Source organism: Sorangium sp. So ce117 (assembly GCF_051524395.1).
GTDB classification, from domain to species: Bacteria; Myxococcota_A; Polyangia; order Polyangiales; family Polyangiaceae; genus Sorangium; species Sorangium cellulosum_B.
In genome coordinates, this window is the sequence record NZ_CP150309.1 from 6,994,463 (window position 1) to 7,007,990 (window position 13,528).

The window sequence follows — 13,528 nt, forward strand, 5'->3', positions numbered from 1 at the left end:
GCGCGCTCCTCTCGATGTCATAGTCGAATTCCTTCGCCATGGCTCCGCGAGCTGCGCGAACCTCGTCGACTATCGGATCGGGCTGTCGTATCGCGCCATTCCTCGACGAACTCCAGGGGACATGGACGACCGGCGGCTCACAGCACGTGTGCGTACTATCGGTTATGCCGTGCGATTCAGCGCTCAGCGATCGCGCGTGACATCGTCCGCCGCAGTACCCTGCTCAGCGGGCTCTTCCGGCGAGTCCGGCAAGGCGGAATCCTGCAAATCAGGCGTCCGTCGGGCGACAACTGGAACAGTGGGTGTTCCGCGGGTCGCTCCCTGGCGCCGAAACGCCTCGAAGATGGCGTCAATGTCATATGCGTGCTCCTTGGCGATAGCATCGCGGATCGCACGTACCTCGTCCACAATCGGGTCAGGTGTCATGGTTTTTCCTCGAAGGCGAGCTCCTCCGGCGTACAGATGATGGGCGGCCGAAATCCACTTTCGCGACACACGGCTTCGATATGCCGACGCATCATCGCGTTGGCGAGATGGGTGCAGTTCCATGTCAGCAGGAAGTTCACGTCGTGAACCGCAGCGATCGCCACATGCGCAGCGTCGATGGCCGCCTTCCGCGGCATCGCCGCTGCCTCAAGGAGCCTTCGTGCGACGGCCTGCGCCTCGGTGCTCGCCGAAAGGACCGGCAGCCCCTCCGCGGCGGCGAGGCGGCGCGCTGCCGCCGTGGGATCGCCTCTGCTGGCCTCCGCGACAACGGCCTCGGAGACGATTAGCTCGAAGCGGTTCCGTCCCGCCCACCACTCGATCGTAATCTGCTGGTGCGCGGCTTGAACCAGATCGCGGCTGGGACGCGCGGTGAGATAGCTCAGGATCGAGGTTTCGATGTAGACGCGGGGTTTCACCGTACCTTGCCTCTCGCCGCGGGGCCGAGGTGCGATCCTAGCAGCCACGCGCGAGCTACGCCGCAGCATCGTGGCTGCGCCTGCGGGCAGCAACGCACGGTGCCCGTGCGGCAGGGGCCGAGCGACCACTGGGTATCCGAGCGCCCGCCACCCGTCGCACGGATGAAGATCACCACGTCCGGTAAGCCAGGGGTCCGCTCCAACGCTTTCCGTCTTTTCCGAAGAAAACAAGATGGCGGGGTAGCTCGTGTCATGGGGCGGAGACACCCCACGCCGCGCTCCGTTCGCCTCGAAAAGAGCACGGAGAGCGCTGCCCGCAGCCTCCCCGCCCCCTGCTCACTGCCGCACCGGCAGCTCCACCACGAAGCTCGCCCCCTCCCCCGGCGCGCTCTCCACGGTCACCGCCCCGCCGTGCGCCTCGACGACGCTCTTCACGATCGCCAGCCCCAGCCCCGTTCCGTCGCGGCCCTCGTCGGTCGTGAAGAACCTGTCGAAGATCCTCGGCAGGTGCTGCGGAGGCACCCCCGGCCCCCGGTCGCGCACCGAGATCCTCGCCGTCCTCTCCCCTTCCCTCCCCTCCCCGCCCTCCACGGTCACCACCACCGGCTCCCCCGGCGGCGAGAACTTCACCGCGTTGTCGACGAGGTTCAAGAGCGCCGTCTCCAGGTCGGTCTGCCGCGCCCGGAGCAGCCGTGTCCGCATCTCGTACCGCAGCTCCACCGGCTGCCCAGGGCTCGCGCGCCGATCCACCACGCGCGCCACGAGCGCCTCCAGATCGAGCACCGTCATGGCCTCGCTCGAGGCCTCGATCCGGCTCAGCTCCAGCAGCCTCGACACGAGCCGGTCGAGCCGCGCCACGTCGAGCTCGATGTTCCGCAGGAAGCGCCGCCGCGCCTCGAGATCGTCCGCCGCCCCCTCGTCGAGCAGCTCGGCGGCGCCCCGGATCGACGTCAGCGGCGACTTGAACTCGTGCGCCACATCGGCCGCGAAATCCGAGATGTACCGCAGCCGCGCCCCCAGCCGCTCGTTCATCGCGGCGAACGACGCGCCGAGCTCGCGGATCTCGCCGGTCCCCGACACGGGCACCACGACGTCGCGCTCGCCGGCCGCGATGCGCTTCGCCGCGCGCGACAGCTTGCCGAGCGGCCTCGAGATCGACCACGCGAGCGCCAGCGTGACGAGGCCCGTGAACAGGCTCGCGACCACGAGGACCCGGATGAGCCCCGAGCGGATCCGGTGCAGCTCGACAAGCACCGGCTGCGTCGAACGGACAACGTACACCGCGCCGAGCACCTCGCCGCTCCGCCGGATCGGCTCGGCCAGGAACAGGAAGACCGCCAGCTCCTGCTGCCGGACACGCGTCCGCGCCGCGCGGCGCCCGGCGAGCGCCTCGCGCACCTCCGGACGATCCGGGACCTCGGACCAGCGCTCGCGCGCGCCCTTTCCGATCGGCTGCACGTTGTCGGCGAGCTCCCGGAAGTCCGCCGAGCTCGGGCGATGGCCGCGCGTCGGCATGAGCGCGGGGACCGCCGGCTCGGGCCCCTCGGGCGGGCCGTTCTCGTGCGAGTCGGCGACGACCGCGCCCGCCCTGTCGAGGATCCGGACGCGAGTGCGCGTGAGCCTCGCGGCCTGGGTCAAGATGTCGCCGTGCTCGGGCGCGTCGAGCTCGAACCCTCGATCGAGATCCGACGCGAGCATCGCGGCGACAAGGACCGCCTGGTTCGCCATGTCGCGCTCCAGCGAGCCGAGCAGCTGCCGCTCGTAGAGGCGCGCGAACTCGAGCCCCGCCACCGGCACGAGCAGCACCACCAGGTTCACGACAAGCAGCCGGACGCGGATCCGGCCGAGCTCCCAGCGCAGGCGCTCGATCATCGTGGGGCCAGGCATCGCGGCCCGGCTACGCCCCCTGCAGCTTGTAGCCGACGCCGTGGACGGTCGCGATCGGATCGCCGCCAACCACGCGGAACTTCGCACGAATCCGGCGAACGTGCGTGTCGATGGTGCGCTCCGTGATCAGGTTGTCGTAGCGGTAGGCGCGCTGCATGAGCTGCCCGCGCGAGAGCACCACCCCGGGCCGCTCCAGCAGCGCGCCGAGCACGCCGAGCTCCGTCGCCGTGAGCGACACCGGCTGGCCGAGGTACCGCGCCTCGTGACGCTCGGTGTCGACCTCGATCGGGCCGTGGCGGAGGACCGCGGCGCGCGCCTCCGCCGGCACGGGCGGCGGTGGCGCCTCGGTCCGCCGGAGCAGCGCGCGCACCCGCGCCACGAGCTCGCGCGGCGAGAACGGCTTCGTGAGGTAGTCGTCGCCGCCGAGCTCCAGGCCGACGATCCGGTCGACCTCGTCGGCGCGCGCCGACAGGAACAGGATCGGCGTCCTGCTCCCGGCGCGCAGCCGCCGGCACACCTCGAGGCCGTCGAGCTCGGGGAGCATCACGTCCAGCACCACGAGGTCCACCGTGCTCGCCCCCGCCGCCTCGACGGCGGCGCGCCCGTCGGCCACCGCCGTCACGGCGTACCCCTCCTTTTGCAGGGCGTAGAGCAGCACCTCGCGGATGCGCGCCTCATCGTCGACGACCAGGATGTGCTTGCTCACGTCGCGATCGGCTCCTCTGTTCCGGCGCCGTGCGCGTCGATCGCCGCGCCGAGGCCCTCCACGCGCGCCCAGACCTCGGACACGATACCACCGACGCCCTCGACCGAGGATCCGGCGAAGCGCGCCAGCACGAGCTGCGTGCGCAGCGCCTGGACGAGATCCGCGAGCTCCTCGAGGGCGCGGGCGTCGCGGTCGCGCATCGCCCGCAGGCGCCGGATGTTCTCGAGGTGGAGGTGCGCCGTCGCCAGCGACCGCGCGCCCGCGCCGCCACCGCCCCGCTCGATCTCCGCGACGCGCGCCGCGGCGGCGCCCTCGTCGAAGCCGCTCTGGCGCAGCAGCGCGTCGAGCTCCGCGTGGCGGGCGGCGGCGCGCGCCACCTCGGCCTCGATCCGCGAGGCCGCCTCGCGCGACAGGAGCGCCTCGAACGAGGTGCCGGCGCAGGCGCTGACCCCCTCGCGCAGCGCGCCCAGGACGCGCGCAGCGGCCTCGCCCCCGGCGCCGCTAGGGCGCCCACCGCTTTCTCCGCGGCCCGCCGTGAGCGCAACGGGCGCCCAGATCGGCCAGAGCGGCACGCAGAGGGCCGCGGACAGGGCGGCGCGGCGGCGCGCGCCGTGGCCGTCAGGACGCGCGCCGCGGTAGACCGCCACGGCGCACGCGAGCCCCGCGATCAGGTACAGGACCGCCAGGTCGCGCAGGCTCATCGCTCGCTCCCCGTCAGGCCGTCGCGCGCGTCGCCGTCCTCGTTTTCGTACGGGTAGGGGTAGCCGTGCGGGTAGTCGTCCGGATCGGGCGGATGCCCGTCGTCGTCATAGATCCCGCGCGCAGATCGGAAGCTCCGGAAGAGCGCGTCGGAGAAGCTCCCCTCGCTCGCGCGCAGGAAGGGGACCGCCTTCTCGCTCGGCCGCCCGAGGTAGGGCCGGAGGATCCACGCGGCTTGACCGCCGACGGCGAAGAAGACGGCCATGAAGGCGACCGCAGTGAGCCAGCGGCCCCGGCCCGCGCCGATGCCCCGCACGAGCACGCCGACCGCCGCGAGGCCCGCGACGGCGTAGGCGAGCCAGGCGGCGACCGAGGACGCGTGGTAGCCGAGCCCCACGTCGATGGCCAGCCAGAGCACGGGCGCGAACGCGAGCAGCACGAGCGACGAGCGGGCCGCCGACGCGAGGGCGAGCGCGATGACGGACCGCATGGGCCACGGGCGGCCGAGCACGGCCGAGAACGCGTGGAGCGCCGGGGCCGAGAGCGCGAGCGTGATCAGCATCGCCAGCGGCACCTTGATGGCCGCATAGACGATCTGCTCCCTGCCGCGGAAGCTGCCGACCACGCCGCCGAACACGGCCGAGCCGAGGGCGATGGCGCCGAGCGACGCGAGCGCGATGGCGCGGATGTCCCTGTCTTCACGGCAGCTCGCGGCCACCTCGGCGGGCGCCCGGAGGAGACGGCTCACGACGGAGGCGCTCACGAGGCCCCCCCCTTCAGCATCGGGAGCGTCTCCAGCCACACGCGCAGCGCGAGCACCGCGGCGAACACCGCGAACCCGACGAGCGCCGCGGTCGCCCCGGAGAGCCTGACGAGACCGCCGTCGCGCCGGAGCGCCGCGCCGAGATCGCGCAGCAGGACGCCGACGCCGACCACGCCGCCCACCGCGAGGCCGAGCAGCCCCATGAGGGCCGCTGTCACGTTCGACCCGCCCGTCACGACGAAGAGCGCCGCGGCGGGCGCGAGGCCGCCGAGCACGAGGCCCGTAGAGGCGGCGGCGCGCGCCGTCGCCGACAGCGCGCGGGACGGGTCGAGCGGCGCGTCGAAGAGGGTCAGCACGATCGTGAGCGCCGGCACGCCGACGCAGGCGACGGCGACCATGGCCGCAGGGACGCCGGCGGCGTGGTGGGCGAACGACACGCCGCCCTGCCGCGCGCCGAGCGAGAGCCCGTACAGCGAGGCGAGGCCGACGCCGACGCCGAACCTGGACAGGTCGCCGCGGAGGTCCGAGGCCGGCCGCTCCGCGAGGAGGGCGGCCGTCCAGCTGCGGTGTCCGGCGCCCGCCGTCGGCTCCGCGGCGGGGCCGGACACGGGGGCCGCGGGAGCGTCGTCTCGACGCTCCACGGGCTCTCTTGCGCCGGCGTCCGTGCCGGCTTCGGGCGATGACGTTACAGGGAAACAGGAAGCTTGCGCCTGCACGAGGACCTCCATGGGGGTGAGCGCTGCGCGGCCAGGTCACGGCCGCCGCAGACCTCCATGGGCGTACCCCCCGGGTGAGGCGCACCCGCGCGCCGGACGAGGAACAAACGCGGAGAGGTTGTGGCGAAGACGTGGCGATCGCCCGCGCCCTCCGGAGCGCCCCGGGACCGGGATCGCCGGCACCCAAGCAGCCCTCCACGGGAGGTCTCCCGCCAAGGTCCACACGCACATCACAGCCCCTGAGCGCCCGCCCGCGGTCACCCATCGACATGTACATAGGTGTGCGTCAAACCACACATTGCCGATTTGTACGCGACGGATCGATGCTTGGCGCGCGGCACTCGCGAGGGAGGAAGTAATGAAGATCGACCTGTTCACAGAGATGCAGAGTCCCCGTCCGTGGTCGGAGGACCACGAGCACAGGGTCATCATGAACACCCTCGAGCAGGCGAAGCTCGCCGATCGACTCGGGTACGGCTGCTGGTGGCAGGTCGAGCACCATACGGCCGAGGAGTTCAGCTACTCGTCGGCGCCGGAGGTGATGCTCGCGGCGATCTCGCAGCACACGACGTCGATACGGCTCGGGCACTCCTCGGTGCTGTCGCCGTTCCGGTTCAACCATCCCATCCGCGTCGCCGAGCGCGCGGCGATGCTCGATCACCTGAGCGGCGGGCGCCTTGAGCTCGGCCTGGCCCGCTCGACCATCCCCGAGTGGCGCACGTTCAACATCCCTCCGGACCGGACGCGCGACCAGATGCAGCAGGCGTTCGAGATGATCCCGAAGATGTGGACGCAGGAGCGGTTCTCCTGGAAGAGCGAGGACGCCGAGATCAACAACGTCCCCATCATCCCGAAGCCGTACCAGAAGCCCCACCCGCCCCTCTGGCAGGCCTGCTCGAGCCTGGCCTCGTTCGAGCAGGCCGGGCGCAACGGCGTCGGCGCGCTCGGCGTCACGCTGTGGGCGCCGCCCGACCAGGTGAAGGAGTGGATCGGCATCTACCGCGAGGCCATCCGCCGGTGTGAGCGGCCCGTCGGCGCGTTCATCAACAACCAGGTCGGGTTCTTCACGTTCGCTCACTGCGCCGAGACGGACCAGCAGGCCATGGAGAACGGCGCCGCCTCCGCGGCCGCGTGGTACACGAACGGGTCCTTCACGTTCTTCGAGGCGAAGGAGCACTTCCTGCGGACCCACGCCGAGGAGCAGGCGCTGGCCAAGGACCCGGCGGGCGGCGGCCTCGTGGGCCAGCTGCTGCGCGACCGCGCGGGGAAGACGCCGGCCGAGACCAAGGCCAACTCCGTCCTCGCCCGCATCATGCAGAACGAAGACGTCCCGAACGAGGAGGTGTTCGACGCCCTGAAGGAGCAGAACTCGCTCATCGTCGGCAGCCCGGAGACGTGCCGGCAGAAGATCAAATTCTACCAGGACCTCGGCATCGATCGCCTGCTGTCCTTCCAGCAGGTCGGGCGCCTGTCGCACGAGCAGGTCATGGGCAGCATCCGGCAAATCGGCAAGCTCATCCCCGAGTTCGACAAGCCCTGAAGTCGGGCGCGCGGGCCCCCGAGGCTCGCCTCGCGCTCCGGCGCTGGACAGGCGCGCGAACGTTCGCTAGATTGCCCCCCCGATGTCCGTCCCTCGCGCGCGCTCCCTACGCCCCTGCCTAGGCCTACGGCCCGGGGGCCTTTGCGCGCGCTGCTGATCGACGTCGCTCCTCGCAGTACGGCCCCCTCGGTTCTCTTGGTCCCGATGGGGGTCCTCGCCTCGTCGTCGTGTCGTGACGACTCCCATCGCTAGCTTTCAGGGAGTCCTGTCATGTCCACGATGCCTGTCCACAAGTACAAGCCCTTTCAGCCCATCCATCTGCCCGATCGCCGCTGGCCCAGCCGCGTGATCGAGAGGGCGCCGCGCTGGTGCAGCGTGGACCTGCGCGACGGCAACCAGGCCCTCGTAGAGCCCATGGGCCTCGAGCGGAAGCTCCGCATGTGGCACGAGCTCCTGCGCATGGGGTTCAAGGAGATCGAGGTGGGCTTCCCCAGCGCATCGCAGCCCGACTTCGACTTCGTGCGCTGGATCATCGACCAGGGGCTCATCCCGGACGACGTGACGATCCAGGTGCTCACCCAGGCGCGCGCCGAGCTGATCGAGCGCACCTTCGAGGCCATCCGCGGGGCGCGCCGCGCCATCGTCCACCTCTACAACTCCACCTCCACGCTCCAGCGGCGCGTGGTGTTCGGCCTGGATCGCGCGGGCATCACCGAGATCGCCGTGCGCGGGGCCCGGCTCGTGAAGGAGCTCGCGGCGCGGTCGCCCGGGACCGAGGTCGCGCTGGAGTACTCCCCCGAGAGCTTCACGGGCACCGAGCTCGATTTCGCGAAGGAGATCTGCGAGGCCGTGATGGACGTCTGGGAGCCCACCCCATCACGGAAGATCATCCTGAACCTGCCCGCCACCGTCGAGATGTCGACGCCCAACGTGTACGCGGATCAGATCGAGTGGATGCACAGGAACCTGAAGCAGCGCGACAGCATCGTGCTGAGCGTGCACCCGCACAACGACCGCGGCACCGCCGTGGCCGCGGCGGAGCTCGCCGTGATGGCGGGCGCCGATCGCGTCGAGGGCACGCTGCTCGGGAACGGCGAGCGCACGGGCAACGTCGACGTCGTGACGCTGGCGCTCAACCTGATGTCCCAGGGCGTGGATCCCGAGCTCGAGATCCATGACGTCCAGTCGATCAAGGAGACGGTCGAGCACTGCAACCGCCTGCCGGTCCACCCGCGCCACCCGTACGTCGGCGAGCTCGTGTACACGGCCTTCTCCGGGTCGCACCAGGACGCGATCAAGAAGGGGTTCAAGGCGCTGCGCGAGGGCGGGAGCCCGCTCTGGGAGGTGCCGTACCTGCCCATCGATCCGCAGGACGTCGGCCGCAGCTACGAGGCGGTGATCCGCGTGAACAGCCAGTCGGGCAAGGGCGGCGTGGCCTACGTGCTCGAGCACGACCACGGCTACGCGCTGCCGAGGGGGCTCGCCGTCGAGGTGAGCCAGGCCGTACAGCGCAGGGCGGAGCGGACCGAGGGCGAGGTGCAGAAGGCCGAGATCCTGGCGATCTTCGAGCGGGAGTACGTGAACCGCGCAGGGACGCTCCGCGTCACCCGGCACAGGCGCGTCGGCCAGGGCGCGGACGAACGACACGAGTTCCACGTGCAGATCCGAGGCGTCGCCCACGTGCTGAGCGCCGCCGGCGGCAGCCCCGTCGAGGCGCTCGCGAGCGCGCTCTCGCGCCACACGGGGATCGCGATCGCGGTGGACGAGCACGCGGCGCACGCGCTCCCGAGGAGCGCCGGCGACGAGACGGCGGCTTATGTGGCCATCTCGGTCGGGCGCAAGCGCAGCTTCGGGGCGGGGACGGACGGGGACGCCGACATGGCGTCGCTCGCCGCCGTGGCGTCCGCGTGGAACCGCGCGCGGCCGGCGGATGCGGCGCAGCTCACGGCGGCAGCGGAGTGAGCGGGCGCGGGCGCGCGCTCGCTCACCCCCGCCAGAGGCGCCCGCACAGCGAGACGAAGCGCCTGGACGCGCGCGCGCGCGGTGCTACCCTCGCGCGCCGACGGCGGAGCTCCTCCGGCAGGTCCGGCTGCGCGGCCACAGACGGCAGATGCGGGAACCAGCAGGGGCGACGTTGCAGACGCCACGTTCCCCTATGATGCCTTCTCCCCCACGCCGCATCCCGAGCTCGCGCCGCGTCCCGAGCTGCCGCGGACACGCACCTCCGCGCCTCACTCCAGCGCGCGAGCGGTGGGGCCTGGGCAGGGTGCGCCTGCGACGCCGGGCGTATCCGTCGAGATCTGGAAGCAGGACTGGCTGCCCTGGAACACAACGAGACAATCAAGGTGAGTGAATGAGCAAGGTGGAAAATCCGGCACTGAGAGGGTTCAACCCCGATCCGTCGATCGTTCGCGTGGGGGACGATTACTACATCGCGACCTCGACGTTCGAGTGGTTCCCGGGCGTCCAGATCTCCCATTCGAAAGATCTCGTCAACTGGCGGGTGGTCGCGCGGCCGCTGGAGCGGTACTCGCAGCTGGACATGCGCGGCAACCCCAACTCCGGCGGGATCTGGGCGCCGTGCCTGACCTACGCGGACGGCTTGTTTCACCTCATCTACACGAATTCGCGACGCTGGGCGGGGGCGTTCAAGGACGTCCACAACTACCTGGTCACCGCGCCTTCCATCACCGGTCCGTGGTCGGAGCCCATCTACCTGAACAGCTCGGGGTTCGATCCTTCGCTGTTCCACGACGACGACGGCCGCAAGTGGCTCGTGAACATGGTGTGGGATCACCGGCCGGGCAACAACCCGTTCGGCGGGATCTTGCTCCAGGAGTACAGCCCGAAGGAGAAGAAGCTGGTCGGTCCGGTGGAGAACATCTTCCGAGGCACGGCGCTCGGGCTCGTGGAGGGGCCGCACATCTACAAGCGAGATGGCTACTACTACCTGCTCACCGCGGAGGGTGGCACGTTCATCACGCACGCCGCGACGGTGGCCCGCTCTCGCTCGATTCACGGCCCTTACGAGGTCATGCCCAACAATCCGCTCATCTCCAGCGCGTCCCACCCCGAGCTGCTGCTCCAGAGCGCCGGTCACGGTAGCTTCGTGGAGAACAAGGACGGCTCGTGGGCGTTCGCGCACCTGTGCCGTCGCCCGCTGAAGAATGGCCGGTCGACGCTGGGACGCGAGACGGCGCTCCAGGGGATCACCTGGGTCGAGGGGTGGCCGCGGCTGACTTCGGGCGGGCAGGTTCCGCTGGACGTTTACGAAGGGCCCAAGCTGGCTCGCCACGAATGGCCCAAGACACCCGAGCGCGACGACTTCGACAAGCCCGCGCTGAGCATCGAGTGGCAGTCGCCGCGCGTGCTGCCGGCGGACGTGAGCAGCCTCGCCGCCCGGCCCGGGTACCTGCGCCTGATCGGGCGCGAGAGCATCACCTCGAACTTCGAGCAGAGCCTCGTCGCGCGGCGCCAGCAGGCCAAACACGTGCAAGCGACGACGTGCATGCAGTTCGCCCCTCAGCACTTCCAGCAAATGGCGGGCCTCGTTGCGTTCTACAGCACGGACTCGTTCTACTATCTCTACGTCTCACGGGCGGACCACGCCGCGAAGGCCCTTTCGATCATGAAGTGCGAGCGCGGGAACCTGACGTTCCCGGTCGAGAAGGAGTACGTGCTGGACGGGGTGGAGAACATCTTCCTGCGGCTCGAGATCAAGGACGAGCGGATATCGTTCTTCTACTCGCGGGATGGCGTCACCTACCACACGGTGGGGTGGGAGCACGACGCGTCGATCCTGTCGGACGAGCACGCGATCCCCTGCGGGTTCACGGGCAATTTCGTCGGGATGGCGTGCCAGGACCTGGCCGGCACACGCCTGCACGCGGACTTCGACTGGTTCGACTACCGCGAGATCGGGTGACGTCCACGCAGGAGACAGCCTAAGGACTCCCTTCAATTCTTCGGAGAATTCACAGGGAGGCGAGGAGACGGGGAGGGAAATTTCAAATACTCCCTGACTCCCCGCCTCCCTGTTCAATTTCTCCGCTGAAAAGGGCTGCTAATAGGCCTGCTCCGGCGCGCGCTCCTTGCCACGGAGGTGGATCTGGAGCGTCAGCATCCACGCAGTCGGCGCCGCGACGAGCACGTGCGGCGACGGCTGCGGGGGCGCGCTGTCCTTCACGAAGCTCGAGGCGTAGACGTACTGCGCGTCGTAATACTGCAGGCCCAGGAGGTTCGTGCCGTTCATGGCGAGCTCCATGCCGCGCCAGCCGACCGCCGCGACGGCATCGAGGCTGATAGCGTCCTTGCCGTCCCGCCCGCCCGGGAGGGAGCGACCCGCCATGCCCTCGACGCCGGCGCCCACGCGGACCGTCACCTCCTTGCCGGAGAGCCGGCCGACGACCCCCGAGGCGAACACGTCGTCGCGCAGGACGAACGCCGGCGCATAGGGAACCGGGTCGCCCTCCGCGAAGCGCGCATCGGAGCCGGTGAAGCGAGCATGGGTGTACGTCCCGCTCAGGTGCGCGCCGAACGGGCCGGAGCGCGCGCTCATCACGACCTGCGCGCCGGCGCGCACCGACGGCGGGGCCTCGACGTGCTGCCGGGACGCCGCGTCGAACACGCGGTCATTGCCGAGCCACGAGCCGAACCCCACGGCCGAGCCCTGGAAGGTCTTGCCCTCCTTGAGCCGGACGCCCGCCTCGACGCTGCGCACCCTGGTGAACGGCACGCGCTCGCCCTCGTCGAGGTCGCGCGCCTGCGGGGAACGGAACCCCTCGCCGTAGCTCGCCACGAGGTGCACACCGCCGCTGACCGCGATGTCGGCCATGGCCTTGCTCGACACGACGAAGCCCTGCGCGGTGCGCTCTAGCCCGGAGCGAGAGATCGGCATACGCGGCCACGTTCGTGGCGTCGATCGTCGCGTCGACGAGCGCGGCGTTCTTCGTGCCGTCCTCGAACAGGCGCGTGTCGGTCTGATCGACCGTGTCCACGCGCGCGTAGGCGCCCATCTCGATGGAATCGCGCTTCGAGGTGATCTCGACGCCATGGCGGTAAAGCACCGTGAGGCCGAAGGTCGAGGCGTCGTTCACCATCTCGCTGTCGTCGCTCCGGACGATCGGCTCGCCGGCGAGCTGGTCGAGCGCGTACCCGGTGAGGTTCTGGTGAAACGTCGTCTTGGTCTTGCCCGCGAAGCCGCCGATGCCCATCGTGCCCTCGCCGAGGCTCCACAGGACATCGGAGCCGACGAGCGCCTGCGATGTCCTGTCGCGGCCGAGCGGCCGCTGCGCCGCGTAGGGGGCGGCGCCCCGCTCCACGGGGCCCTGCGGCAGGTAGCCGGGAAAGTCGAAGCGCGCCGAGCCAATGGCCACCGTCGCGCGGAACTGGACCTGGTTGCTGCCCCCGCCGAGCTGCCCGACGAAGGAGCTGCGCTCGCCGCCGCGCACGCCGCCCGGCCCGTCCGTGGCGTCGGTCTCGAAGGCCGCGAACGTGTCCATCATCTCGTCGTGCTCGGGCGCAAACGCGATGAGGATACGCCTCGTCCCGAACGAGCCGACTCCCCCCTTCAACCAGAAGCCCGGCGCCTCCAGGCCGAGATCCATGCGGAGCGAGCCGGCGACGCCGAAATCGCCTTGCCTGGGATCGTGAGGGCCGCTGGCGATCCGGACGGAACGGACCACCTCCGGCATGATGAGGCGCATGTCGGCATATCCAGGAGCACGGATGTGCGAGACCTGGTTCATCGGGATGTTGCCGGCGAAGATCTCGACGTCTTGACCCGAGGTGCCGTCGAAGCCGCGCAGCGACAGGTGCGGCGCGCGACCGGGCAGGCCGCGATCGCTCATGAAGACGCCCGGGAGGACCCGCAGCACGTCGGCGCCCGAGCCGTGCGGCGCCGCGGCGAGGACCTGCGCGTCCGCCTCGACGTCGGAGGCGCTCCGGGCAGGCGACTTCGCCCGCACCCTCACCTCGAGGGGCTCGTCCTTGGGGGCGCAGGCGTCGATCTCGGCCTGGGTCGCCGCCTCGCGGACGCACCGCTCGTAGCTGTCGGCGCGGGCCAACGACGGCCACAGCGAGGCACAGAGGAGCGGGACGGCGACGGCCAGCGCTCCTGTCGGCCCGAGCCGCCGTGATGGCCATCCCCTCGAGCCCCGTCCCCGGCGGTGCCTCATGAGGCGATGATACAGACAACGAGGCCGGAACTTGGGTGGGAAGCGTGGGAAGCGTGGGAAGCGTGGGAAGCGTGGGATGCGTGGGAGGCGCGCGTCATGACCTTGCGACCTCGTGCCTCGCCCGACGTCGCCCCGGGAG

Annotated in this window: 12 protein-coding genes; 3 read left to right on the plus strand and 9 right to left on the minus strand. The window is 70.7% G+C overall.

The window, feature by feature from the left end; all coding sequences use genetic code 11:
- Positions 1-183: 183 nt before the first annotated feature.
- The 7 genes from WMF46_RS26205 to WMF46_RS26235 form a co-directional block, all read right to left on the minus strand.
- Positions 184-426 carry a hypothetical protein gene (locus tag WMF46_RS26205; protein ID WP_437979695.1) on the minus strand — a complete coding sequence of 81 codons (243 nt, stop codon included), beginning with the start codon at positions 424-426 and terminating at the stop codon, positions 184-186.
- Positions 423-902: a type II toxin-antitoxin system VapC family toxin gene (locus tag WMF46_RS26210; RefSeq protein ID WP_437979696.1), complete on the minus strand. Its 480-nt coding sequence runs from the start codon at positions 900-902 to the stop codon at positions 423-425. Before WMF46_RS26210 ends, WMF46_RS26205 begins: the two co-directional genes overlap by 4 nt.
- Before the next feature lie 336 nt (positions 903-1,238).
- Positions 1,239-2,789: a sensor histidine kinase gene (locus WMF46_RS26215; RefSeq protein ID WP_437979697.1), complete on the minus strand. Its 1,551-nt coding sequence runs from the start codon at positions 2,787-2,789 to the stop codon at positions 1,239-1,241.
- A gap of 10 nt (positions 2,790-2,799) precedes the next feature.
- On the minus strand, positions 2,800-3,495 hold the full coding sequence (locus WMF46_RS26220) for a response regulator (protein WP_437979698.1): 696 nt from the start codon (positions 3,493-3,495) through the stop codon (positions 2,800-2,802).
- On the minus strand, positions 3,492-4,196 hold the full coding sequence (locus WMF46_RS26225) for a hypothetical protein (RefSeq protein WP_437979699.1): 705 nt from the start codon (positions 4,194-4,196) through the stop codon (positions 3,492-3,494). Before WMF46_RS26225 ends, WMF46_RS26220 begins: the two co-directional genes overlap by 4 nt.
- The gene (locus WMF46_RS26230) at positions 4,193-4,957 is read right to left on the minus strand and encodes a hypothetical protein (RefSeq protein WP_437979700.1); all 765 of its coding nucleotides are present in this window, start codon (positions 4,955-4,957) and stop codon (positions 4,193-4,195) included. The genes WMF46_RS26225 and WMF46_RS26230 overlap by 4 nt, the downstream gene beginning before the upstream one ends.
- Positions 4,954-5,598, minus strand: a complete 645-nt coding sequence (locus WMF46_RS26235; RefSeq protein WP_437979701.1) for a hypothetical protein — start codon at positions 5,596-5,598, stop codon at positions 4,954-4,956. The genes WMF46_RS26230 and WMF46_RS26235 overlap by 4 nt, the downstream gene beginning before the upstream one ends.
- A 433-nt stretch (positions 5,599-6,031) precedes the next feature.
- Between WMF46_RS26235 and WMF46_RS26240 the strand changes: the two genes are divergently transcribed.
- The 3 genes from WMF46_RS26240 (at position 6,032) to WMF46_RS26250 (ending at position 11,138) form a co-directional block, all read left to right on the plus strand.
- The gene (locus WMF46_RS26240; protein WP_437979702.1) at positions 6,032-7,213 is read left to right on the plus strand and encodes an LLM class flavin-dependent oxidoreductase; all 1,182 of its coding nucleotides are present in this window, start codon (positions 6,032-6,034) and stop codon (positions 7,211-7,213) included.
- A gap of 270 nt (positions 7,214-7,483) precedes the next feature.
- The gene (leuA, locus tag WMF46_RS26245) at positions 7,484-9,175 is read left to right on the plus strand and encodes a 2-isopropylmalate synthase (protein ID WP_437979703.1); all 1,692 of its coding nucleotides are present in this window, start codon (positions 7,484-7,486) and stop codon (positions 9,173-9,175) included.
- 391 nt (positions 9,176-9,566) lie between these two features.
- A complete protein-coding gene (locus WMF46_RS26250; protein WP_437979704.1) occupies positions 9,567-11,138 on the plus strand; it encodes a glycoside hydrolase family 43 protein in 1,572 nt (523 codons plus the stop codon).
- 138 nt (positions 11,139-11,276) lie between these two features.
- Here WMF46_RS26250 and WMF46_RS26255 read toward each other — a convergent pair whose 3' ends face one another.
- Both WMF46_RS26255 and WMF46_RS26260 read right to left on the minus strand, forming a co-directional pair.
- Entirely contained in the window at positions 11,277-11,948 is a 672-nt protein-coding gene (locus tag WMF46_RS26255; RefSeq protein WP_437979705.1) for a hypothetical protein, read from the minus strand.
- A complete protein-coding gene (locus tag WMF46_RS26260) occupies positions 11,845-13,278 on the minus strand; it encodes a TonB-dependent receptor plug domain-containing protein (protein ID WP_437979706.1) in 1,434 nt (477 codons plus the stop codon). The genes WMF46_RS26255 and WMF46_RS26260 overlap by 104 nt, the downstream gene beginning before the upstream one ends.
- Positions 13,279-13,528: the final 250 nt, after the last annotated feature.